Origin of the sequence: Chitinasiproducens palmae (genome assembly GCF_900095735.1) — a bacterium.
Lineage (GTDB): Bacteria > Pseudomonadota > Gammaproteobacteria > Burkholderiales > Burkholderiaceae > Chitinasiproducens > Chitinasiproducens palmae.
The window spans coordinates 108,200-132,944 of sequence record NZ_FNLO01000007.1 but is presented as its reverse complement, the minus strand read 5'-3'; the positions used below and the strand labels follow the sequence as shown (position 1 = coordinate 132,944).

Annotated in this window: 14 protein-coding genes, 1 pseudogene and 1 riboswitch; of the genes and pseudogenes, 8 read left to right on the top strand and 7 right to left on the bottom strand. The window is 67.2% G+C overall.

Features of this window, described 5'->3' with window-relative positions; all coding sequences use genetic code 11:
• Positions 1 to 245 precede the first annotated feature (245 nt).
• From BLU54_RS12895 to BLU54_RS12885, 3 genes and pseudogenes are all read left to right on the top strand, one after another.
• Positions 246 to 1,343, top strand: a complete 1,098-nt coding sequence (locus tag BLU54_RS12895) for an OpgC domain-containing protein (RefSeq protein WP_091908859.1) — start codon at positions 246 to 248, stop codon at positions 1,341 to 1,343.
• Positions 1,344 to 1,474: 131 nt separating this feature from the next.
• Positions 1,475 to 2,311 (top strand): annotated as a pseudogene (locus BLU54_RS12890) (alpha/beta hydrolase); the annotation flags it as partial.
• A gap of 543 nt (positions 2,312 to 2,854) precedes the next feature.
• On the top strand, positions 2,855 to 4,276 hold the full coding sequence (locus BLU54_RS12885; RefSeq protein WP_091908854.1) for an MFS transporter: 1,422 nt from the start codon (positions 2,855 to 2,857) through the stop codon (positions 4,274 to 4,276).
• 466 nt (positions 4,277 to 4,742) lie between these two features.
• On the opposite strand, the gene BLU54_RS12880 is transcribed toward BLU54_RS12885, so the two are convergent.
• A complete protein-coding gene (locus BLU54_RS12880) occupies positions 4,743 to 5,336 on the bottom strand; it encodes a ferritin-like domain-containing protein (protein ID WP_091908851.1) in 594 nt (197 codons plus the stop codon).
• A gap of 278 nt (positions 5,337 to 5,614) precedes the next feature.
• Complete coding sequence (locus BLU54_RS12875; protein WP_091908848.1) at positions 5,615 to 5,791, bottom strand: DUF1328 family protein; 177 nt, start codon at positions 5,789 to 5,791, stop codon at positions 5,615 to 5,617.
• Between the two features lie 569 nt (positions 5,792 to 6,360).
• On the opposite strand from BLU54_RS12875, the gene BLU54_RS12870 reads away from it, so the two are divergent.
• On the top strand, positions 6,361 to 6,507 hold the full coding sequence (locus BLU54_RS12870) for an entericidin A/B family lipoprotein (RefSeq protein ID WP_091908845.1): 147 nt from the start codon (positions 6,361 to 6,363) through the stop codon (positions 6,505 to 6,507).
• A gap of 205 nt (positions 6,508 to 6,712) precedes the next feature.
• On the opposite strand, the gene BLU54_RS23305 is transcribed toward BLU54_RS12870, so the two are convergent.
• Positions 6,713 to 6,880 carry a DUF3563 family protein gene (locus BLU54_RS23305; protein ID WP_139169682.1) on the bottom strand — a complete coding sequence of 56 codons (168 nt, stop codon included), beginning with the start codon at positions 6,878 to 6,880 and terminating at the stop codon, positions 6,713 to 6,715.
• 241 nt (positions 6,881 to 7,121) lie between these two features.
• A riboswitch (TPP riboswitch) is annotated at positions 7,122 to 7,223 on the top strand.
• Positions 7,224 to 7,284: 61 nt separating this feature from the next.
• On the opposite strand from BLU54_RS23305, the gene thiC reads away from it, so the two are divergent.
• From thiC to arfB, 3 genes are all read left to right on the top strand, one after another.
• Positions 7,285 to 9,201 (top strand): phosphomethylpyrimidine synthase ThiC, encoded by a 1,917-nt coding sequence (gene thiC, locus BLU54_RS12865; protein WP_091908842.1) that lies wholly within the window; start codon positions 7,285 to 7,287, stop codon positions 9,199 to 9,201.
• A 164-nt stretch (positions 9,202 to 9,365) separates the two neighbouring features.
• The gene (locus BLU54_RS12860; protein WP_091908839.1) at positions 9,366 to 9,581 is read left to right on the top strand and encodes a glycine zipper 2TM domain-containing protein; all 216 of its coding nucleotides are present in this window, start codon (positions 9,366 to 9,368) and stop codon (positions 9,579 to 9,581) included.
• Positions 9,582 to 9,868: 287 nt separating this feature from the next.
• Positions 9,869 to 10,276, top strand: a complete 408-nt coding sequence (arfB, locus tag BLU54_RS12855) for an alternative ribosome rescue aminoacyl-tRNA hydrolase ArfB (protein WP_091908836.1) — start codon at positions 9,869 to 9,871, stop codon at positions 10,274 to 10,276.
• 54 nt (positions 10,277 to 10,330) lie between these two features.
• On the opposite strand, the gene BLU54_RS12850 is transcribed toward arfB, so the two are convergent.
• From BLU54_RS12850 to BLU54_RS12830, 3 genes are all read right to left on the bottom strand, one after another.
• Positions 10,331 to 12,604, bottom strand: a complete 2,274-nt coding sequence (locus BLU54_RS12850) for an AAA family ATPase (RefSeq protein WP_091908833.1) — start codon at positions 12,602 to 12,604, stop codon at positions 10,331 to 10,333.
• A gap of 431 nt (positions 12,605 to 13,035) precedes the next feature.
• The gene (locus tag BLU54_RS23300) at positions 13,036 to 17,148 is read right to left on the bottom strand and encodes a UvrD-helicase domain-containing protein (RefSeq protein ID WP_170845141.1); all 4,113 of its coding nucleotides are present in this window, start codon (positions 17,146 to 17,148) and stop codon (positions 13,036 to 13,038) included.
• Positions 17,148 to 21,101 carry an exodeoxyribonuclease V subunit gamma gene (locus BLU54_RS12830; RefSeq protein ID WP_170845140.1) on the bottom strand — a complete coding sequence of 1,318 codons (3,954 nt, stop codon included), beginning with the start codon at positions 21,099 to 21,101 and terminating at the stop codon, positions 17,148 to 17,150. Before BLU54_RS12830 ends, BLU54_RS23300 begins: the two co-directional genes overlap by 1 nt.
• 318 nt (positions 21,102 to 21,419) lie before the next feature.
• Between BLU54_RS12830 and BLU54_RS12825 the strand changes: the two genes are divergently transcribed.
• Positions 21,420 to 24,212, top strand: a complete 2,793-nt coding sequence (locus BLU54_RS12825) for an FUSC family protein (RefSeq protein ID WP_091909236.1) — start codon at positions 21,420 to 21,422, stop codon at positions 24,210 to 24,212.
• Positions 24,213 to 24,473: 261 nt separating this feature from the next.
• Here the strand turns inward: BLU54_RS12825 and BLU54_RS23740 are convergent, their stop codons facing one another.
• The gene (locus BLU54_RS23740) at positions 24,474 to 24,626 is read right to left on the bottom strand and encodes a hypothetical protein (protein ID WP_170845139.1); all 153 of its coding nucleotides are present in this window, start codon (positions 24,624 to 24,626) and stop codon (positions 24,474 to 24,476) included.
• Positions 24,627 to 24,745: the final 119 nt, after the last annotated feature.

Here is a 24,745-nt window from a genome sequence, read left to right as displayed (position 1 = left end):
GACTGGCGGCGGACGCACACCAGCCGACGCCTCTCTCTATAATAGGGGTTAGCCCTAACCTGGAACTCGCGAATGAACGCTCGCGCAGTCGCCGGTTCTCAGGCACCCCGATCGAAGGCACATGGCGACCGCTCAGTCGACGCCCCGATGCATCGCCAATGCCGTCCAGTGAGCCCATTGCGGGACGGATGTCGTCCCCTACACCTGCGCGGCGCTGATGGCAGCCGTCGCCTTCCATAGCCCGTATGACTGCTCCAGCCAAACGGTTCGCCGAACTCGATTTTTTCCGCGGTCTCGCGCTGCTGATCATTGTGGTCGATCACATCGGCGGCAGCATCCTGTCACGCGCGACGCTGCACGCTTTCGCGCTGTGCGACGCGGCCGAGGTCTTCGTTTTCCTCGGCGGCTTCGCCGCGGCGGTTGCCTACCAGGCGCACAGTGCCCGCGTCACGGAAGCCGGCGCGCGCAAGCGCTTCATGCGCCGCGCACTCCAGATCTATCGTGCCTTCCTGATCACGGCCGGCCTGATGCTGCTGACCAGCGCGATCTTGCGTGCCTTCAGCATCGACGCGCCGAACATGAATCGTGGCGACCTGGACGGCTTGATCGCGTCCCCGGCGCGTGTGTTGCGCGACATCCTGCTCTTGAAGCGCCAGCCCTACCTGTCGGCCGTGCTGCCGATGTACGTGTTCTTTGCCGCGGCGGTGCCGTTCGTGCTGCCGCTGGCGCACCGGCGGCCGCGCCTGTTGATCGCCGCGAGCGTCGCGACCTGGGCGGCAGCGCCCTGGCTCAACCGCTACCTGCCCAGCATCGACGGCGCGCGCTGGGACTTCAATCCGTTCGCGTGGCAGTTGCTGTTCGTGATGGGCGCGCTGGCGCGCTGCCAGCCGATCCACCAGCACGTCAGCGCATCGCAATATGGCAGGTTCGCCACCTTGCTCGCCTGGGCGGTTGCCGGCGCCATCGCGGTCTACGTGATCTTCGTCTCGCCGCACGCGTCAGGTGGCGTGCTGAAGCAAAACCTCGCGTGGATGCGCGTGATCAGCTTCACTGCCATCGCGTGGGCGGTCGGTAGCCTGATCCGGCGAGGTTGGGCGGCCCGGCTCGCGGATGCGGTGCCGGCAGTCGGTGCGATCGGACGTCAGGGCACGCTCTGCTTCGTCGGTGGCGCGGTCATTTCGCTTGCCATCGATTCGGTGCTGTTCCAGTTGACCGGGGGCCGGCTGAACGTGCCGCTGGGGCTGCTGGCGGACGCGCTGGCGATTGCCACGCTCGTCGCCGTGAGCCGTCTGCCGGCCGTGATGGCCGCGCTGACCCCGGCCTCGCCCTCGTCATCGCGATGAAGCCCGACGCGGTCCGCCGCACGTTGCAGCGCGTGTCCCGGGCGCGGCCGCGCCGCCCGCTCTCCCGCATCGCCCGCATCGCCCGCATCGCCCGCATCGCCCGCATCGCCCGCATCGCCGGCATCGCCTGGATGGGCTTGGCAACTGCCTTGGCGTGCCAGACCGCGCGCGCCGAAATCGTTGCCGCGCAAACCGGGACGGTGGTGGGCCACATCGTTCACTCGACGGCAATGGGGCGGGACTGGCGGTATCTCGTCTACTTGCCGGCGGACTACGAAGCGAACGGCGGCCCCTACCCGGTGCTGTATCTGCTACACGGCAACAACGGCGACGCGTCCGACTGGTTCAGCGCGGGACGACTGCAGGCCAGCGTCGAACGTTTGATCGCGTCAGGTGCGATTCCGCCGGTCGTGATCGTGTTGCCGCAAGGCGGAACGGACTGGTATGTCGATCGCAAGGAAGCGATCGAGACCGCTTTCTTCAACGAATTGGTGCCCGAAGTCGAGCGCCGCTTCCATGTGGGCGGTCAGCGCCGCATGCGCGCGATCGGCGGCGTTTCGATGGGCGGCTTCGGCGCGCTGCGTTACGCGATGGGCCATCCGGACATGTTCTGTTCGGCGATGTTACTGAGCCCGGCGATCTATGCCGTTGATCCGCCTACCACGTCGGCAGCCCGCTACGTGGGCGTGTTCGGCGACCCTGGCTACGATCCGGCGATATGGCGCCGTTTGAATTACCCGGCGCATTGGGAAATGTTCCTGTCCCGCGCTCGCAAGGTACCGATGTTCGTTGCTTCGGGCGATGACGATCTGACCATCCAGGCAGAAGCGTCACTGCTGTACACGCGCTTGCGCCGGGCCGACCAGCCTGCCGCCCTGCGCATCATTGGCGGCGGCCATACGTGGGATGTCTGGCGCGCCCTGCTCGACGAAGGCCTGCGTTACACGCTGGCCTGCCTGCGCCCTCCCGGCAGCGGTCCCGGCCACGCAGCAGGCGCGTCGGCGTCTGGCATGGCGTTGGCGGCCCGCCCCGCGTCCGGCGTCGCCACTCCCGCAGCGGCGTCCGCGCCGTCACCGCAGACGGTCAACCCGGCTGGTGCGGCCACCCCGTCCGCCGGCTCGTCCAGCCTGCTTCCGACACGAAGCACGGCCCACGATCCACCGGGCAGCCCGCCCGCCGCGCTGCCACCGCCGGCCTATCGCATACGCCCCTGACCGCGCGCCCAGCGCTGGCCATCTTGGCGCAGCGCCCCGCGGTTCACGCAATGCGCGCCTTGATGCGGGTCGGCCACCGACCGAGCGGCGCGCACGGCATGCCGTGACCGGGCGTGCTGCATGCGGCGACATGCAGCGACCTGACGCTACGTGCCGCCAGATGCCACTGCATGCCGTCAGGTGCCGCAACCTAGCTAAACGGCCGGCGCTCGGGTGAGTGCCGCATTCAATCCAAGCCGGGCGCCCGCTCTCGAACGGTGCATAATCGCCGCTTCCGTCCGCTGCCGCATCCTTACGATGAAACACCTGTTTACCGACCGCCCCGGCGACGAAGGCTTGCCGGGCAGTGAGCGTCGGCTCGCTGCCGCGGCCCTGATTCTCGGCACGATGATCGCGGTGCTGGACGGCTCGATCGTCAACGTTGCACTACCGGTTATTTCTCATCAGTTGGGCGTTGCGCCGGCCGACGCCGTCTGGGTGGCAAGCGCCTACCTGGTCGCGGGGGCCATGACGCTGCTCGCCTTCGCGGCGCTTGGCGAAGTCATCGGCTACGCGCGCGTCTATGTCGCCGGCCTGATCGTCTTCACGCTGACGTCCCTGGCGTGCGCCTTGTCCACCACGCTGTCGATGCTGGTAGCGATGCGTCTGCTGCAGGGCCTGGGCGGCGCCGCCGCGATGAGTCTGGGTCCAGCGCTCTATCGACACGTGTTCCCGACGCGTCTGCTGGGGTCGGCGTTGGGCATCAATGCGCTGACGGTCGCGTCCGCTACCGCGGCCGGTCCGGCCCTGGGCGGCTTTCTGCTCGAAGCACTGAGCTGGCCGTGGCTGTTTGCGATCAACGTGCCGCTGGGCACCGCTGCATGTTGGCTCGCGCACCGCTCGCTGCCCCGTATCACACCAAAGCACAGCCGGCTCGACCTGCCGAGCGTGCTGTACTCGGCCGTTGCGATGGGCGCGCTGGTGGTGGGCGTCGACAGTCTGTCGCAAAACGACGCCAGCGCACATCACGGCCCCAGCACGGTGGTTTTGCTGGTCATCGCGCTGCTCGCTGGCATCATCTTCGTGCGACGGCAGCGCCGTACCGCGACGCCGCTGTTGCCGCTCGATATCTTTTCGTCACCACGCTTCTCACTCGCTGCCCTGACCTCGCTGTGCTCGTTCACCGCGCAGGGCACGGCCTACATCGCCTTGCCGTTCCTGTTTCAGGGCGCGATGGGCTTCACCGCGCTGCAGTCGGCCGCGCTGTTCACGCCCTGGCCGCTGGCCATCGTGATTGCGGCGCCGTTGGCCGGCCGCCTCGCCGACCGTTACGATCCCGCCATGCTGTCGACCGCCGGCCTGGCGGTGCTGAGTCTGGGCCTTGGTCTGCTTGCGTTGCTGGACATTCACGCATCGGCGCTCGACATCGGATGGCGAGCTTTCGTCTGCGGCTTGGGATTCGGCTTTTTCCAGAGCCCGAACAACCGCGAACTGTTGAGCAGCGCGCCACGCACGCGGAGCGCTACCGCCTCTGGCGTGCTCGCGACCGCGCGAACCTTTGGCCAGTCGCTCGGCGCCGCACTGGTGGGAATCGTCCTGGCCTGGGCGAGCACGCACCAGGGCAACGAGGCATTGCTCGACGCACGGGCCACGCATGTTTCGATGTGGGTCGCGGCAGCCGCGAGTTTTGGTGCGATGTGGATCAGTCTGTCTCGCATTCGCCGCGCTCGCGACGTGTGACGCGCGGCCTGGCCAACACCGTCATACGGCCGCCGCGGCGCGCTCTTCGCAATGCGGCATACGCGCAGCGTCGCACCGTGGCGAACGTCGCGACGGTTGCAGCGCGGAGGCGCGACCGCTGACCGTTGCCGGATAGCGGATGGCGGATACCCGCTGCCGGTTGCGGCCGGTGATTGCTGCGCGGGCGGCCGCTCGCGACCCTGCGCCTTCGTCGCACCGCTTAACCGGTGTGCGTAACGGCTCGACCATGCACGCGTCAGCCTGCTTCACGGTCTCGACTGGACCGATGCCGCCCGACCCGACGTCGCCAACGAAAACGCCCCGCTGGGCGGGGCGTCTAGGCCGAGGCGGCAGCAGGCGACGTGGCCGGCCGTTGCGCCTACAGCATGCGCCGGCGTACTACCCGCCGCTGCCGCGTCGAGACCGCTACGAGGCCGTACGGCTGTAAGGCTATATGGCTGCGCGCTCAGTGCGCTTCGCGGTCGTCGTGCTCGAGCATGTCGGCCATGTCATCGGCGTGCTCTTCTTCCTGCGCGAGGATTTCTTCAAAAATCCGGCGCGTGGTCGGATCCTTGTCCTTCAGGTAATGAATGATCTCGCGATAGCTGTCGATCGCGATGCGCTCGGCGACCAGGTTTTCCTTGATCATGTCGTTCAACGACTTACCTTCCACGTATTGCGAGTGGCTGCGCGTCAACATCCCTTCCGGGGAAAAGTTCGGCTCACCGCCCAGTTGCACGATACGCTCAGCCAGCAAGTCGGCGTGCGCCTGTTCCTCGCCCGCATGCTCAAGGAACTCTGCTGCAACCGGCTCGGCGTGGATGCCCTTCGCCATGAAGTAATGACGCTTGTAACGCAGCGTGCAGACGATTTCGGTGGCAAGCGACTCGTTCAACAGCTTGATGACCACGTCGCGATTCGCGGAGTAGCTCTGCGTCACGGCACCTTCTTCCATGTGCTCGCGGGCGCGGGCGCGGATGCGCTCAAGATCCAGCTTGAATTCATTCTCGCTTGCCTCGGCGCCTTGCGTCGACGGAAGCTTTTGTGCAGGGACGTTCATTGATTGACCTCGTAATAGTTTTGGGCCAGCCACGACGATCATCGTGGAACTGACTCGGCGACTGCGTGACCTCCGCAGTCGCCGCGGCACTCGCTTGCCGATCAGCCGGAGCCGAGGATCGAGCGGGAATCGAGCGGGAAATCCGACTGGCGATCCGATCGAAAGACCGACATCTGGCCGAGCTGGTCGCAGGAGGCAGACCAAAGGGCGGCGCAACAATCAAGCCTGTCGTGACCCGACGTCTAGGCGCGTCGTGCACAACATTGCGCCGCCCGTGTTTATTTCATGATTTTCTTGCCAGCCATCACTCCCAGGATCAGGAAGATCACGAAGAGCACGACAAAGAGGAAGAAAAGGAATTTCGCAATGCTGGCGGCGCCTGCTGCGATGCCACCGAAGCCGAACAGACCGGCGATGATTGCGATTACCGCGAAAATAAGTGCCCACTTGAGCATGGCTGGCTCCTGTCGTCGTTTTAAGAAGTGTTGCCGGCTTTACTATTGGTTACCGCCGGTTCCGTCTACGTTTAGCAATTTCGTTGCCAGGTGATGCGATCCCGCGTCGACGCATGTGAAACGCTTCGGAGAGCTTAGACTTGCGATGTGACAGTTGACGATGGACCAGCGCCGAGCGCTCGGCGGTGGCAGCGTTACGCGCTGCAAGAGGGGCCTCGACCAGGTAGAAGGGCGAAAGCTATCCACTCGCTCGGCGCAGCTCGCCGGTGCTGGCACGACGTCATGAACGCAGATCATCGAGCAACGCTGCCGCTATTTAGCGCCTACCCTGTAAGTTTTACTTGTGGATCGGGCGAGCCTGTCGCTTGCAAACGTGGTTGCGTTAATCGAGGCAACAAAGAATCGGGCATAGCAACGCCTTTAGTGTGCCGCGCTCCTGCGATTGCTGCCAGCACGGCGCGTTTGGAGAGCCGATGAGCGCAATTGGCATGCTTATCGCTTAGCTTTCCATCAGTCAGCATTCGTTTAGAAATGCCATGACACCTATCCCAACCTCGAGAGGACTAATCATGAAAGGACTGCCGACACGACTGATCGCTCTGCTGCTCTTGGCCGGGACGGCCGCACTGGCAGGCTGTAATACGATGGCCGGCGCCGGTCAGGACATTTCGCGCGGCGGCGACAAGCTGACGAACTCGGCTGAACAGCACAAGTAATCGGTCAGCATCGCCGGCGGCACCAAGCAGGTTCGATAGTGGGGCCGGCATCCTAGTCATCCCCGGCGGGCTCTCTGCGCGGCAATGCAGGCGTGATGCCAAAAGCAAAAGCCCCAACAGGCCATCCGTTGGGGCTTTTTCGTTGTGCGCACAGCGACGCGCTCGGGAAAGCTAAGTCGATGCTTCCCCGGCTGCCATCACATGTTCAGCGCACCCAGAAAGCGCTGCCGCGTTCCAGTTCACGCATACGCGCTTCCAAATCAGAAAGGTCGCTCGCTTTCGACAAAACAGCGGTGAGACGACGTTCCTCATCGCGTTGCGCATCGCCAACGAGCCGCTTGATCGCGATCGCTGCTAGGCGAATCAGGTTCATGGTCGACTCCGGTTGTTAGTGGTTAACCCGGATTATACGCGCAAAAAAGATTTTGTCTTGTGCATTCGTGCCGTGCGAAGCAAAAAACAGGTACTCCACTCAGCAGATCCGCAATTTTCTGTACCGTAGAGGGCATCGACGTAAATAAACTGCATTTGCAATGGCGGGGCAGCAAGCGAGCGCGCAGCTTCTGCCAAAAATGCACAACTTGTCGCACACACGACGTTCGTGTACCGTGGCGGCTCAAGCGCAGGGGTCCTGCAACGATACTCGTTGCGGGTGAGAAATACCCTTTGAACCTGATCCGGATAATGCCGGCGAAGGAAGCGTGTCGGACCCAGGCCGTTTGCGGCGCTTGGTCCGCTGCATCGAGGCTCCTGCGCCCTCTTCCCACAGGAGCCGTCATGAACGCCAACCCCCTCTTTCTTTCCGACGACGCGCGCGTCGACGCCGCGGCGATTGCCCCGCTGCCGCGCTCGCGAAAGATTTATGTCGAAGGCTCGCGCCCCGACCTGCGCGTGCCGATGCGCGAGATCAGCCAATCCGATACACCGGACGGTTTTGGCGCGGAGCCGAATCCGCCGATCTTCGTCTACGACACTTCCGGCCCTTACACCGATCCCGAAGCCAGCATCGATCTGCGTGGAGGCCTGCCAGCACTGCGCGCCGGCTGGATCGCCGAGCGCGGCGACACGGAATTGCTTGACGGCCCGTCGAGCCGCTTCGGCCAGGAACGCGCCGACGATCCGAAGACGGTGAATCTGCGCCACCCTGGTCTGCACCGGCAGCCGCGGCGCGCACGCACCGGACGTAACGTGACGCAGATGCACTATGCGCGACAGGGCATCATCACGCCGGAAATGGAGTACATCGCGATCCGTGAGAACCAGTGCCGGGCCGAGTACATCGAACGGTTGCGCACGACCGGCCCTAACGGCGCACGAATGGCGGCGCTGCTCGGCCGCCAGCATGCTGGACAGCCGTTTGGCGGCGCAACGCCGCGCGAGATCACGCCCGAGTTCGTGCGCGACGAGGTTGCGCGCGGCCGCGCGATCATCCCGTCAAACATCAACCATCCGGAAAGCGAGCCGATGATCATCGGCCGCAACTTCCTGGTGAAGATCAACGCGAATATCGGCAACTCCGCCGTCACCTCGTCGATCGGCGAAGAGGTCGACAAGATGACGTGGGCCACGCGCTGGGGCGCGGACACGGTGATGGACCTGTCGACCGGCAAACACATCCACGAAACGCGCGAATGGATCATCCGCAACAGCCCGGTGCCGATCGGCACTGTCCCGCTCTATCAAGCGCTGGAGAAAGTCAACGGCAAGGCCGAGGCGCTGACCTGGGAGATCTTCCGTGACACCCTGATCGAACAGGCCGAACAAGGCGTCGACTACTTCACGATTCACGCCGGGGTACTGCTTCGCTACGTGCCGATGACTGCCAACCGCATGACCGGCATCGTGTCTCGCGGCGGCTCGATCATCGCCAAGTGGTGCCTCGCGCACCACCGGGAGAGCTTCATCTACGAGCACTTCGAGGAAATCTGCGAAATCATGAAGGCATACGACGTTGCCTTCTCGCTCGGCGATGGCCTGCGTCCGGGCTCGATCTATGACGCCAATGACGAAGCGCAGTTGGCCGAACTCAAGACCCTCGGTGAGTTGACCCAGGTTGCATGGCGGCACGACGTGCAGGTGATGATCGAAGGTCCGGGCCACGTTCCGATGCATCTGATCAAGGAGAACATGGACCTGCAACTGGAATGGTGTGACGAGGCGCCGTTCTATACGCTCGGGCCGCTGACGACGGACATCGCTCCCGGTTACGACCACATCACGTCCGGCATTGGCGCAGCGATGATCGGTTGGTATGGCACCGCCATGCTCTGCTATGTAACGCCGAAGGAGCACCTTGGCCTGCCCAACAAGGACGACGTCAAGGAAGGCATCATCACTTACAAGCTGGCAGCTCACGCCGCCGATCTGGCCAAGGGCCATCCGGGCGCGCAGATCCGCGACAACGCGCTGTCGAAGGCACGTTTCGAGTTCCGCTGGGAGGATCAATTCAACATTGGACTGGATCCCGACAAGGCGCGGTCTTTCCATGACGAAACGCTGCCGAAGGACTCGGCCAAGGTGGCTCACTTCTGTTCGATGTGCGGGCCGCACTTCTGTTCGATGAAGATCACGCAGGATGTGCGCGACTACGCGAAGGCCAACGGTCTCGATGAGCAGAGCGCATTGCAGGCGGGCATGCAGACGAAGGCCGTCGAGTTCGTCAAAACGGGCGCGCAGCTTTACCGAAAGACCTGACGGTTCGTACGCCAGCGCACGCAAGTCGGGCCAATCCCATTTCAAATCATGGACTTGGGGGTCTGGCCCGGCATTTGCTTAACTCCGGTCGACCGAGCGTCGGCGCCACTGGCGAACGACAAGCCGCCGAACCGCGCCAGGTTTTCGATTAACAGGAGAAAGCGATGAACAAATTCAAGAAGATCGGCCTCGTGCTTGCCGTTGCAGCGCTGACCACGGGTGGCCTGACGGGCTGCGAGAACATGACGCGCGGACAGCGCAATGCCGCGATCGGCGCGGGCGTCGGCGGCGTCGCCGGCGCGGCGATCGGTGGCAACGCACTGAGTACCGTGGGCGGCGCGGCTGCCGGCGGTTTGATCGGTAGCCAGGTTGGCAAGTAACCGTCCCGCGAGCGCTGCCCGACGAGCGGTACAAGATAAGCTGCAAGACTGGGACACATCGATTCGGCATCGACGCACCGTGTCATGAAGATCGACCGTCAGCCCCACGCATCGCATCGAGCCCTCCATTGGAGGGCTCGCTTCATTTTGAAGGTCATGAGACCATGCGCCGGACCGCGGTTAACCACATCGCAGCGCATCGCAGCGCATTGCAGCGCATTGCAGCGCATCGCTGCCCGACCGCTACGTTACCGCGTGCCGCCGTCCGCCATCTTCCCCGTCTTCCCATGTCGATGCCCTACTCGCTCGCGCCCGATGAATACCGCGTGACTGCTGTGCGTGCGCAAGGCGCCGGTGGTCAGAACGTAAACAAGGTATCGAGCGCGATTCACCTGCGCTTCGACATCCGCGCGTCGCATCTGCCCGAGCCGGTGAAGTTTCGTCTGCTTGCCCTCGCCGACCGACGCATCGACCGCGAAGGCATCCTGATCATCAAGGCGCAGACGCACCGCACGCAGGAGAGCAATCGGGCGGACGCCATCGAACGGGTGGAACGACTGATCGAGAGCGTTTGGTCTGCGCCCGAACCGCGCCGCCCCACGCGCCCCAGCCGTTCGGCGCGGCGACGGCGGACCGATGAAAAAGTGCAGCGCGGCGAGATCAAGCGCGGTCGCGCACGCGTCAGCGCCGACTGAGTCCGTACCGTGTGGGCCCGAAGCGGCGCGTTCGAAACGAGTCTCGGGCTACGCTCACGCCGCCGGTGCCGGCTCGCCCCCGCTATCGCCACCGTCGCCGTCGCCGTCATCGGCGGTCTTGCTGCCGGCGAGACCGTCACCGCCACGGTGGTCGGTCGGACGATAGCGCCTGATTCGATCCAGCAGCCCGGAGTCGCGTCGCGTTGGTGTCGTCACCGCCGCCTCCAGTACCGACCGTGCACCGATGAGCGCGACGCGGCGTTTTGCGCGCGTGATGCCGGTGTACACCAACTCGCGGCTGGTCCCACGCACGCCCGGCGACGGCAGCACGAGCGCGACTGCGTCGAACTCCGAGCCCTGCGATTTGTGCACCGTCATGGCAAAGGCGCTGTCCAGGGGTGGCAGAGCAGCCGGTGAGAGTGAGCGAAAGCCAGTGGCGCTGGCAGCATCCTGGAAATACACGCGCAGTACGCCCTGGCCATCGGCGAGCGTGATGCCGATATCGCCGTTGAACAAACGCAACGGGTAGTCGTTCCGCGCAATCATCACCGCGCGGCCCGCGAACCACTCGCCGCCCATCGTCGGCATGCCAAGACGTTCGGCCAGGCCGCGCACCCGGGCGCTGACCGCGGCGTTCAACGCATGCGTGCCGCGCGGACCCTCGCGCACTGCGCAGAGAACGCGGTACCGAGCCAGCGTATCGAACAGCGCGAGCAGCGCCGCTTCGCGCGCCGCCGGTGCGTTCGGATCCGCCTGCGGTTCGCCGCTGGCCCCGTTGCTTGAACCGTTGCTTGAACCGTTGCCGAACGCGTTGCTTAACCCCTGGCCGGAGATGCCGCCGGATGCGCCGGCGGTGTGCGTCGCAGCGCCGAAGCGCGCCGCGTCGTCCCCCACGGCGGCGAGCTGGTCGCGCTGCGGGCCAGCTTCGGCTGTCTCGTGCAGCCGTCGCCAGTCGTTCAGCGCGCGGAAAAACGCGGCATAGCCTTCGACCAGCGCCGCTATCGTCGGCGGGTCGAGAGGCCCGTCCCCTGCCAGCTCGATCCACAGCGCGCCCGCTTGCTGGTCATCGTCGCGCAGGTCGGCCACCGAGGCGGCCGACAAGGCGTTTCGCGCGGCATCCGCATTGCCGTCGCGTACCGCCACCGCGACGCGACCGATCGGCGAGTCCGCGCCGAAACGATAGTTTCGTTCGAGCCATACCGCAGTGTCAGGCAGCGCCGGCTGGACGACCGTCGGTGCGGAGCCACCCTGTCGCAAGCGCTCCGGCGACACGCCCAGCGCCGTACCGAAGCGCGCCCGCAACGGCGCACTCAACGTCGGTTGCGCGCACAATTCGGCGAACACCGCGCCCGCCTCGACCGCGCTCAACTGGTCTTTGTCGCCGAGCAGTATCAATCGCGCGCCCGGCGCCAGCGCATCGACCAGCCGCGCGGCCATGCTGAGATCGATCATCGATGCTTCGTCGACGACGACCACATCGTACGGCAGTGGCGCGCCGCGACGATGGCGGAAGCTGCCGTCGCCACGCGTGCCAAGCAAACGGTGAAGCGTGAATGAAACCGTCGGAAAGCGCGCGGCAAGTTCCGCCGGCATCGCCCGCGCGCGCCCGGCCAGAGCCTCCAGCATGCGCTGCGCCGCCTTGCCGGTCGGCGCGGCCAACGCGATGTTCAGCTCAGGCTCGGCGTCGAGCAGACAGGCAATGATCGCCGCTACCGTCGTTGTCTTGCCGGTGCCTGGACCGCCGCTGATGACCGCCAGCCTGGAATGCAACGCCAGGGCCGCAGCGACCTGCTGCCAATCGACGTCGCCGCTCGCATCCGTGGGTTCGCTGCGGCCGAAGCCGCGTGCCAGGCGTGCGGCCAGCGGCGTTACCGGCGGCGTTACCAGCGCATCGTCCGATGGCAGGTTTGCCGAGCCATCGGTGTCGGCGGACGCATCGGTGCTCGATGGGGCGGCGGACGGCGGTAGCCGCCGGTGTGGCGGCGCACGCAGCAGATCGAGCAAACCCAACGCCAATCGGCGCTCCGCGTCGTCGTGTCTGGCGAGATAGAGCCGACCCGCCGGATCCAGTACCAGCGGCGCATCGGAGCCCAGCATCGCGCCCGCGGCCAGGGCGCGGCGAACTACCGCCGGTGCCAGTTGCAGCCGGGCGCACAGGGCACCGAAGGGCGCGCAGACGTGACCGAGCGCGACGCTGCGACCCAGCATCGCGGTGATCTGCTCGACGACCGTGACTGCCGCATCGTCAGCGCCATTGCGACGTGCCAGACGCCCCAGGCGGCTCGCCAGCGCCCAGGCAAAAGCGATTTCCGGTGCTTCAGCGGGCATAGGGGCTGTCGGCGCCGCCGCAGCTGTCGCTGTCGCTGCCCGCGCAGAGGACGAGGCATGCACCGATGCGCGCACGGCGGCAGCAGGTTCAGAATGCGCCGACGCAGGCGCATCGTCGGTAACGAACGCCGGTTCAGAAGGCTTTGCAGAAGGCCGTGCAGATCGCGGTCCGGACGGCGGCGCCGTCTCGCGCGCGTTGATCGCTGTCTCGCTGGCTGCCACCCCGTCCCGTCGCGCGGTCGACAGTGCGTCGGGCGAATGCAGTGTGACGGCTGCCTTGTCATCGGACTGCGGCAGAGCGTCAGCCGGGCCGGGCGCGCCCGCCGCGCCATCGAAGTCGAACGCGGTCTGGCGCGCGTCGTCGCCAACCGCGCGCCGTTGCGCGCGCCGTTGCGTTCCTTCCCGCGCTCCTTCCCGCGTTTTCCGCTGTGTCATCGGGCCGCCCTCCCGATCTGCGCGTCGTGTGCCGCGGCGAAGTCAACGTCGATCGACTCGATCAAGTCGCGTGCGAAACGGTGACGCAACACCCCGGCGTCGGTTTCGCGCAGCCGCCACGACGGCGATACGCCTCGCGCGAACACGTAGGCAACGCCGCCCATGTCGCGGTCGTAGTCGTAATCCGCGACGGTCGCGCGCAGGTGGCGGTGCAGCGCCACCGTGTACAGCACGGCCTGCAGCCAGTAGCCGTGTCGTGCCATCGCATCGGTCATCGAAACCGGCAGGTACGCGTCCAGCGTGTCGCCAAGATCGTTGGATTTCCAGTCCACGATGTAGAAGCGCCCGTCCGCCTCGAACACCAGGTCGATGAATCCCTTCATGAAACCGTGCAGACGGCGCGGCGCCAGTTCCGGCAGTCCATACCCCGCTGCGACGAGGGTCGCCGCCAGGCCATCGCTACGCAGACGCGTGGCGCTCAGCGGGAAGGTAAAGGCCAGCTCGCGCAGGCAGCGGGACGCCGGCAGCCGGCACAGCGGCGTACCGGGCGCAAGCTCGACATCGGCCAGCGCCGCAACGACGTCACGCAGGCGATCGGCGAGCGATGCCGCGCCGGCCGTCCCCGACCGGCCGCGCGTCGCCTCGAAGGCGGTGGCTACCGATGGGAAAGCGGCGATGCTCGCGGCCACCGCCTGGTCCCAGCGCTCCGGCTTAGCGAAGTCGACGTGTTCGAGCAGGTGATGCAGACAGGAACCCGCGGCGGTGCCGCGCGGCAGACCCAATAAGGTATTGTCAACGGCTTCGGCCGCTTCCGACACTTTGCCCGCTTCGGCCACGTTTGGCGCGGCTGAAGCGGCAGCGGCGAGCGCGCCCGGTCGCGCAGCCGCTTCGCGCGGATCGACGCTATCGAAGCGCTCGGGCGGGCGCGTTTCGTAGGCGGCCGTACGGAGGTCGGCGAAGGCGGCGCCGCCCGGCCCATCGAGATCATCGAGAAAAACGCAACTGTCGGCGTCATTCGCGAATTCGGGCGCATCGGGGTCGAAGCCGGCGATTGCAAAACGGTCGCTCGCTGCCATACGGCCGACCGCACCAGTGCCTTCCGACACGAAGCCATCGTCATGCTCTGGCCGCGGCGAATCGGCGACGCCGGCGTCATCCGCGCCAGACGTTCCGTCATGCCGCGCGCCGGCGTCGCGCGCGCCAGCCAGCAAGCCTGTGAAACTGAGCAACTGCCATGCGGCAGCCGGACGTCGCCGTAGCGTCCGCGCCTGCAGGACCGCCCCGGGCGGCGCGGCGCGACGCAGGCGCCGCAGTCGCGGCACCGGAATCGGCGCAACCGAAACGACGTCGTCGCGCAGGCGCGCCCAATACGCGTCAATCGCTTCCGGCGCGAGCGGCGCATCGTGCCATGTCTCGAAAGTCTGGCCCTCGCCCGCCACCAACCAGTTGAGGACACTGCGGCACCCCGGCTTGCCCCCGACGGCACCACTAACCAGATAGGCGCGGTAGACCGCTCGCGTCAGCGCGACGTAGATCAGCCGCGCGTCCTCGGCGGCCGCCTCGATCAACGCTTGCTGCGCGGCGGCCTCGCTGCGTTCCGCATCGAGTTCGTAGGCCAGCACGACCCTGCCGTCGTCCCGGTAGGCGACCGGGTCGGGCAGGCGCGCGCTGCCGCGCCGCGCAGTACGACTCTCGTACAGGAAAGGACAGAACACCACCGCGTATTCAAGCCCCTTGGATTTATGCACGGTCACGATCTGGACCAGATCACGGTCCGATTCCAGGCGCAACTGCGCGTCTTCGCCGCCCCGCTCGGCCCGGCTGTCGGCCAGCCAGCGCAGCAACGGCGCAATACCGTCCGACTCCGCGGCGCGCTCGTGCAGCAGTTCGCCAAGATGATTGACGTCGGTGAGGCGGCGCTCGCCGTCGGGCAGGCCGGCCAGCCGCTGCGGCACGCGCAGTTCGCGCATCAGTTGCCGCCACATGGTCGGGAAACCGCGCTCGAGCCACAACGTGCGGTAGTGCCCGAAACGCTCGATCCAATGCATCGCGTCGTCGAGCGCGGCGCCGGCGATGCCCGCCTGTCCGCCGTCGTCGACCGCACCGGCCGTATCGCTCGCTCCGGCGGCGCTGGCCAGCGCCGCGAGCGAAGCGGCATCGAGGCCGATCCAGTCGCCGGCGAGCGCGAGATTCATCCGCCGGGCATCGGCGGGCGATTCGATCGCGCGCAGGACGCGCTCGACTTCCTCGGCATCGGCGCTCGCGAACACCGACGCCTGGGCGAGCTCCACCGCGCCGACGCCGCGCTCGGCCAGCAGGCGCTTCATCAATGCGCCTTGCCGATGCGTGCGCACCAATACCGCGACATCGGCACCGGCAAGCGGTTCATCGTCGACGTGCGCCTGTTCGAGCAAGCGCACGATTTCGTCCGCACACGCTTGTGCGGCCCAGCGCTGCGCGTCGCGAGCGCTGAGCCCCTTGTCGGCCGGGGCGGCGTCCGCGCCGCCTTCCTCCGCACCGCTTCCCTCCGCGCCGCCCCCGCCAGGCGCCGCGCCGTCGGCGGCGAGCGGCAGGCGCCAGACATGCAGCGCGGCTACCGGACCACGCTCTCCGCCCGAGAACGGCGGCCGTTCACGCTGTCCCGCTCGAACCGGCTGATAGTCGAGACCGGGCAGCAAGAAGGCGCGGGTGTTGGCGCCGAAGAAACGGTTGCACGCTGCGATCATCTCGGCGGTGGAGCGCTGGTTCACGCCTAGCGTGAAACGTGCCTCCGCCGCGTCCCGCGCCGCCAGATAGGTGTGCAGGTCCGCGGAACGAAACGCGTAGATCGCCTGCTTGGGATCGCCCACCAGAAACAACGGCAGGCGGCGCGCCTGGTCCGCGTAGATGCGCCGGAAGATGTCGAACTGCAGCGGATCGGTGTCCTGGAATTCGTCGATCAACGCGGCCGGGAAACGGCGCGCCAGGGTCGGCCCGAGCCAACGATGCGCGCAAAGCGCGCGGTGCAGTTGCGCCAGCAGGTCGTCGAACACGAGCCGGCCGGTGCGCTGCTTCAGCCGTTCCAGATCAGCCGGCGCCCGGTCGAGCCATTCGCGCAGCAGCGCCAGCCAGGTGCGGCGATGGCGGTCCTCGTCACGCTCGATGGCGGTCAGCAGGCGCTCGGCCAGTTCGAAGAACGCATGGTCGACCGGCGTGTGTCCCTTCTTCAGATTGGCGCGCAGCTTCGTCGCGGCGAGCAGGCCCATTGCCTTGCGGTCGCGGGCCGCCAGCCAGCAATCGCCGCCGCCGAGATAGGCCGACCAGCCCGCGCAGCCGGCGGTCACCGAAGCTTCCTTGTAGACGTTTGCGCGCAGCGTCGGCCGCATGGTGTCCAGCAGCGCAGCGATGCCATCGCTTTCCTGCTGCCATAGCGTCGCCGCCGCCTCGAACAGCGTTTGTCGCTCGTCGCCGCATGCGACCGCGTCGCCGGGCGCCGCATCGTCGCAGAAATCGACACGCGCCATCGGCTTTTTCAGGCGTTGACCGAGTTGCCGATCCAGGTCCAGCGGACTGGCCTGCCGGTCGACCAGCCAGGCGGCAAACCTCGGCACGCGAGCGGCTTCCGCTTGCACGCGCTCCCGCCAGAACGCGCTGGCGAGCCGGAAACGCAGCGGCGCGTCGCTCTCCGCGACCTCGAACTCGAGGGGCGCCCCGGCCGCGAACGGGGCCTCGGTCAGCGCGCGTTGGCAGAACGCATGAATCGTATGGATTGCGGATTGATCGAAGCTGCGTTGCGCGTAGCGCAAACGCGCCAGCGCCTCGCCCGGGGACAGCGCGTCGATTGCGCCCGCGAGCCCTGAGATCATCGGATCGTCGGCATCGGCGACCGACTCGCCGCGCTCCAGGGTCGCGACCAATGCGGTGATGCGCGAACGGATGCGTTCGCGCAGTTCCGCCGTCGCTGCCTTGGTGAATGTGACGACCAGGATCTGCTCCGGCGTCAACCGCGCCTCGAGCAGGAAGCGTAGATACAGCGCACAGATGTTCCACGTCTTGCCCGTCCCCGCCGACGCCTCGATCAGGGTCGTGCCTTCCAGCTTGCAGCCGAACACGTCAAGATCGCGCAACATCATGCCAGCGCCTCGCCGGAAAGAGCGCCGCCCTGTGCGTCGCTTTCGAGTCCGTCGGCCGCGCGCAAATGCGCCAACAACGGCTCGTAGAGCCAGTCGCTCAGCCATTCGAACGTGGAGGTGAGCGAGACGCCCGCGCCGCAGGCCATGCGGACCGCCGCATCGTCGCGCTCGCCCTCGGCAAGGCCACCGCCGTCGAACGCGCTCACCGCGGCGGCCGGACCACGCGTAGCATGCGCATAGGCGGACTTCGGGAAGAACGGCAACGGCCAGCTCAGCCCCAGACGGTACAGGGCCGCCAACTCGCCGAGCAGGCCGAGCGCATCATCGACCGGCGCGAAGGTGAAGCCACTGCCATTGCCGAGCCAGCGCGTTTCTCGCACGGTACGCACCGTGCGAACCGCCGGCACCGTACGGACTTGTTGCCCGTGCTGCGCTTCGTGGACTTCCTGCGCTGCGAACCCATCCCGCGGCGTGGGCGCGGTCTCGTCGCGCGCCAATCGGGCATCGGAAAGCGTGGCCGGCGCGAGGTCCGGCAGCGCGGCGTGCAGGGTATCGTCGTCGAGCGCGTTCAGCACCAGATGCTCCAGCCATACCGCCAGCAGGACGCGCGGGTGCGGCCGGCTGAAGCGCCAGGCAATGCGACCTGACCGCGTTACGCCATCCAGCGCGCCGGTCAGTGTCAAAGGCGCCAACGCGTCGGCGGGCAGCGTGCGCGACGGCCACAGCGCTGCATCGAGGCCGGCCGGCCAGCGTGGCGTGACAGAAAGGATGAAGCGCAGTTGCGCCTGGCCGTCGCGGGTGGCGGATGCGACCCGCGACGCCAGCGAGGACAAGGCGCCGAATTCGCGTTCCCGCACCACCGCGCCGGTCGCCCCCCCAGGCAGTTCGGGGCTGGCCTCGGCCAACGCACGCGCGACGCGACGCTGGCGCTCGCCGTCGCGCGTGTCGCCTGCACCGTCGCTCGCACGGTCGCCGGCGCGCCCGCCTTCGTCCAGCAGTGCGGGCAGCACGCGTTGTGCGAGGGCATCGCACGCAGCGAAGTCGGCAACGAACGGCTCGTACGGCGGCGGCATCGCCGCGGCCTCGTCGAATACCACGCCGAGGCGCTCGCGCAACAGCGTCGCCTGCGGATAGCGCCAGAAACGGCTGAACGCCTCCATCGTGACCGCGTCCTGCCGCAGCGGCGGCAACGGCGCATCGAACAACGCGCCGGCGTGACGGCGGCCGCGTTCGCTCGCCCCGTCGTCAGCGCGATCGCCGTGGTCACCGCGGTCGCCGTGGTGATCATGTCGCGGTCGCGCCGTCGCGTCGGGCTCTGCCGGCCCGAACGACAGGCCGATGACCTGTCGCAACCTGCGGCCGATCTCGGCACGGTCGACATCGTAGGTTGGCACGGGCGCGTCGGGCGCCAGATACGCTTCGGCAAAAGGCTGCAATGGATGAACCGTAATCAACCCCTCCCGCTCGCGCGCCACATCGCTCGCATCGGCCCCTTCGCCTGCAAGGGCCTGTGCGCAGTAGTCGAGCAGTTCATCGACCAGCCCGGACGGCGGCAGCACCGCATTGTCACGGATGCTCCGCCCGGTGTAGGCGACGAACAGTCGATGCCGGCTCGCCAGCAACAGGTCGAGGAACAGGTTGCGCTCGTCGTCGCGGCGCTGGCGGTCGCCACGCCGGCCAAAAGCCGCGATCAGATCGAACTCTTCGGCGCGCAGCAGCGACGGCAGCGCGCCGTCGTCCATGCCCAGCAGGCACACCACGCGATACGGCAGCAGGCGCAGGCTCGGCAGCGCGGCGAAGGTCACGCCACCGCCCGGCACACCGCCGCGCGCCGACTCGTCGAGCGTCGCCGCGAGGGCCTGCCGGACCACGTCCACGGACAGGACGGTGTGGTCGGCAGAGGTGCCTGCACCACTGCGCAACGTCTCGAAGACAAGCCCGCTCGCTTCGACCAACGCATGGAGGTCGTCGCTCGACGCCGGCTCCGAGACGAAGAAGCGCGCCAGCGCCCAGTCGAGCAGCGCCTGCCAGTCGGCCGCGGAACGGGTCGTCTTCAGGCTTGCCCGCAAGCGGCCCAGGTCGTCGCACGCCTCGCTCAGGCCGCCGAGCCATTGCTGCGCCGCGCCGCTCGCGACCGGCAGCCAGTCGGCCTGCGGTGCGCCATCGTCCGGCATCGCATACCCGAGGACCAGTCGCATCACGGCGTCGTCCAGCGAGTGGCCGGGGCCCGCGCCAGCCGGCGCATCGTCGAAAGCCGCCCGCGCGCCGGCAGCCAGCAGCGCGCGCTGGATCGCGTCGACGTCGTCGGCCTCGATGCCGTAGGCGTGCGCGAACGCGTCGACCCGCAGCCACTCGATCATCTCCGCCAGTCCTGGCGGGTTCTCGGTCATCTCCAGCCAGGACAGGAACAGCCGCGCCACGCGATTCACGCGCGACGGCGGCAGGCCCGTGATGCGATAGGGAATGCGGCGCTCGTCGGGCATCGTGCCGAACACCGCATCGACCAACGGCGCCGCCGCGGTCAGGTCCGGGAACGTGACCAACACGTCATGCGGCGCAAGGTCGGGATCCGCATCGAACCAGGCCAGCAGGCGGTCGTGCAGCACTTCCAACTGGCGCGACAGACTGTGGCAGACATGAACCTCGATGCCGGCTGCCGCCTCGGGCTCGCTGTCGGGGACGGGGACGGGCGTCAGCGACAGGATCGCGTTCTGCACGCTGGCAAGCAGCGTCGGCTCCGGATTCTCGAGGAACACTTCGGCCTGCGCGTCGACCCGCCCTTCGGTCAAGTCGAACAGCGTGGAGAGCAGCGCGCGGCTCTGCCGCCCCCATTCGGCGAGCAGCGGCTGGCCGAGTTCGAGGTGCGCGTCGGCCATGCCAAGCGCGCCGACCTGGTGACCGCCGCCGTCGTCGAAATCGATCTCGCTGTCTCTGTCTCTGTCTCTGTCGCTGTCTTCCCAGTCATGCCGGGCCTCATCGCGCTCGCTGCCCGGCTTCCGCTCTTGGTCCTCTTCGCCCTGTCCGTCCTCGCCATCGTCTTCGTCGTGTTGTTCCTCGCCCGATCCTTCGCCTGCCAGATAGTGCGCTTCGCCGCCGTGCAGACCCGCTTCCCCGCCATGCAGCGCAGCCGTGGTGGCGCCGACGTCCGGCATCACGCCCGCGGCCAGCGCCATGCGCAATGCGGTGCGGTCGCCGACGACATCGAACCAGAATTCACGGCAGGGATTGAGCGCATAGACGCCGATATCGACCACGCTCGACAGCTGATTCAGCAAGGCGACGTGCAGCGGCGCCATCGTCGGTAGCGCCAGCACCGCGACACGACGATCGGCAAGCACGGACAACGCGGCCGGGTCGAGTGCCAGGAAGCGCTCGCTGGCCGGCGCATCCGCTGCCGGCACCGCTCGCCACAGCGCCGCCTGCCAGCGCTCGTCGTCACGCTGAGCGTCGTTCGGCGTCGCCCACGGCATGCGCTCGAAAATCGACCGGCCCGAGCGCCACGCCGCCAGCCAGTCGGTGCGATAGGTTTGATAGTGGTCGAAGACCCGTGCGAGGCGACGGGCCAGGCGGAAGCGCTGGCCCGCGTCGGCGTGCGCCAGATAGCTGTTCAGGCGGCCATCGGCCGGCAGCTCGGCGCGAGGCGACGCGGCTTCGTCGCCCAGCAGCGCGTACAACTGCCAGGCAAGCGCGTCGGGCGCCAGCGGCGAACGATCCGGTACCGGCATCACGCGGCCGATCTGCTGCCACAGCCACTCGGCAAGGTAGCAGCACCGCACGTTCGCGCACACGCCATGCCGCGTCGCCCAGTCGAGTTCGACCCGCCTGGCCACTGCCGCGCTTGGCACGATGATCTCCACGGGCGCGAACGGTCCGGTCCGCGCCGCCGACTCGGTGGCCATCAGGGCTTCGAGCAAGACTTCGAAGCGGTTGGACTGGAACAGTGTCAGCATCGGCAGGATCGGAAGCGCGGCCGCGACGTCGATCGAAAACCGACATCCGGTACAGGCGAAGCAGGATAGCAAATTCGAGCATTCGGCCGCCATGCGCCGCCTGGCCGATGCCGCCCGGAAACGGTCGCTTACACATTATTGCAGCAGCGGCGCGCGTGCCGTGGCGAAATGCAGCCGATGGCGCGGCTGCGGCCGGCCGCACATCGAAATGCGCTAGACTCGATGACGGTCGCGGTCGCCTTTGCTTTCCACGAGGATGCGCCGACGGCGGCGGCGCCTCCCGCCCGACCCGAGCGCTCCCTCCCGCAACTGGCACCGATGCGTTATTCATTCGAAATAAAAAAGTTTTTCTACAGCCAGTACGTGTTCAGCGGGCTGCGCGTCTCCCTCGGCCTGGCCCTGCCGCCCATCTTCTGTCTGCTCGTGTTCCACCAGGCCGATATCGGCTTCGTGATCGCATCCGGCGCAATCAGCGCGAGCGTGGTCGACCTGCCCGGCCCGCTGAAGCACAAGCACAACGAGATGCTGGCCTGCTCGGCCCTGGGCTTTCTGTCGGCGCTGGCGAGCGGCTTCGCGACGATCAGCAATCTGACGATGTGGCTGACCGTCGTGCCGCTGACCTTCCTGCTGTCGCTGCTCGTCGTGTATCCGAACCGCGGGCCGCAGATCAGCTTCGGCGCGCTGTTCATGATGATCATCAACATCGAACAGCACTTCACGCCAGTCCAGGCGATCACCAACGCCCTGTGGCTGTTGGCCGGCAGCCTCTGGTACACCTATTTCAGCTACTTCTGGAACCGTCTGACCTCCGAGCGCACCGAACAGCAGGCGATCGCCGAAGCGATCTTCGCGACCGCCGAGTACATGCGCGCACGGGCCCGCTTCTACGACATCAAGGAAAATCTCGACGACGTCTATCGAGAGCTCGTCGCCAAGCAGATTGCCGCGGTCGAGCGGCAGGATGCGGCGCGCGACATCGTGCTGCGCAACCTGCCCCACCTTGAACGAGAAGGCAAGCCAAGCGGTGAATGGCGGCGCGTGATGCTGTTCAACCTGTTCATCAATTCGGTCGACCTGCACGACACCATCATCGGCTCGCATACCGACTACGGCATGCTGCGCCAGTCGTTCGGCGAGGCCGACATCCTGCTGTTCTTCCGCGACCTGGTGCGCAAGTCGGCCACCGAACTCGAGGCGATCGGTCTGGCGGTGCTGCAGCATCGCGCGTCGGCGCCGGTGGTCACGATGAAGGCCGAGTTGCGCGCGATCGAGTATGAGATCGACAAACTGCGCCGCAAGGACCTGCCCAATCGCGATTCGGCCGCCTACGCGACGGTGGCGGCGAGCTACCGGCGCGTCTGGTCGGTGACCCGGCTGATCGACCGGATGCATCGCAACACCCAAGGGGAACGCACCGACACGGACATGACCGTCGATCAGGCGCTGTCGCGCTTCCTGGTCAGCCGGCGCTTTTCCTTCAAGCAACTGTGGACCAACCTCACGCCGTCGTCGCCGAGCTTCCGTCACGCCCTGCGGGTCACACTGGCCGTGGCGGTCGGTCTGGCGATCGGCAAGCTGCTGCCGCTGACCAATAGCTACTGGATCGTGTTGACCACGGTCATCATCATGAAACCCGGCTTCTCGCTGACGCGGCAGCGCAACGCGCAGCGGATGGTTGGCACGGTGATCGGCTGCGCGGCCGCCCTGGCGCTGATCGCGTTCGTGAAGGACGCACCCGTGCTGCTGGCCGTGATGTTCGCGTGCATGTTCATGGCGTACTCGCTGGTGATCCTCCACTACGGCGCCGCGACGGTCTTCATCTCGGCCTATGTGCTGCTGCTCTACCACCTGCTGGCGCCGGCCGGCATGCGACTGATCGGCGAGCGCGCAATCGACACGCTGATCGGTGGCGCGCTGGCCATCGGCATCAGCTACCTGTACGCGAACTGGGAATATCGGTTGATGGGGCCGCTGGTCAAGGCGGTGATCCGCGCCACGCGTGCGTATCTGGGCGCGGTGGTGGACGTCAGCCATCGGCGCGCGCCGGGCGACGGCGCTGGTGCGCGCGCCACGCCCGCCCCGGCCGCCGAAACGAATGCGACGCCGGCGCAGGATCAGGTGTTTCAGGGCGGCACGGTCGCGCCGGCTCCCCCAGGCGCCGGGCTGGGGGCCGCGTTCACGCCCGAAGCGGCCAAGGCTGCGGTGCCGCCGACGCAATCGGCAAGCGGACAGGCCAGCAAACAGGCGGACGAACAGGCAAGTGGGCAACCGAGTGCGCCGCTTGCTGAGAAGCCGGTCGTGCCCGGCGACCAGCCGAACGGACAGGCAAGCGAACAGGCAAGCGGACAAGCAACCGCGCAAGCCGGCTCCGAGGCGGGCACGCAGGCGGCCCGGACCGCCGTAACGGACATTACGGCCGTCCGGGCCGTCGCTCCGTCCGACACGCCCGCCGCGACGGTCGATGCGCTGACCGGTGGTGCGAGCGCGCCAGCGGCGGCCGCGAGCCAGCCCTCGACGGCTGGACCCGAGACGACCGCGCCGCCCGCCGCGGCCGCACCGATCGCCGCGGTACCGTCAACCGTGCCACGCGGCGGCGAAGCAATCGGTTCGCAGGCGGCTCGCGCGCTCGACTATGACTTCCGCTATCGTCTTGCGCGAAAGGATGTGCACATTGCCTTTGCCAATCTTGGACAGGCTTTCTTGCGCATGATGCGCGAGCCACGCTCGAAACAGCGCTTCGTCGCGGAATTCAATGAACTGCTGATCCAGAGCCATGCGTTGGCGTCGCAGATCAACGCGATCGGGCCCTTGGTGCTGGCCGCCGCGCCGCTCGAACGGCGTGCGCTGGACAGCGTGCTGCAGGCGATCGGCGAGAATCTCGCCCAGGCCGAGAACGGCGCGCCGCTGCCGGCCGACTATCGCGAAACCGCGCGCGCGCTGTCGCGTTCGCTGGACGAGATGGTGGTCGACACCGAACGGGCGGCGCCCAATCTCGACGGCATCACGACGCAGGAGTCGATCGAGTCGCTCAAGGCGCTGGTACATCACTGCAAACAGATGCTCAGCGCATCGCAGATCGTCCGTCAGGACGCCAGTACGATCAGGCTCTGAGGATTGGACGCGCTTGTTCTCAACGGTTTCGCGCCGACATGCGGCGCATCGGCCGTGCAACCGATCTGCGGCGAGGACGGCGCTCCGTCCGGCGACTCGAACCGGGACCGACGCGGCATCCGAAGCGGCGCACCGAACGGCGCCCCGCATGGGCACCTGAATGGGCAACCGGAACCGGCGACCTGAAGGCGCAACCTGTCGGTCGCCCGACGAGGCGAGCCGCCCCGCCGTCGGCCCGGCGCCGTCCACCGGCGGTGCTGCTCAGCGCGTCGACGGCGCCTGCTGCTCGCTGTCGTATTCGGCCTTGCCCTTGTGTGCGTTGTACAGCAACGCGCCGAGCACGAACAGGACGGCGAGAATGATGATGACGGCAACGCCGCGGGTGGGATCGCTTTTCGGCTTCTTGCTGGACATGATGCTTCCTGTGTGACGGGCGCTCCGCCGGGACCGTTGCGACAGGCGCCATCGGGTGCCGCCATCGGGGTGCCGCCGCCGGGCACCCCGATGGCGCCCCGCAGCGCAGTCCCGCGTTG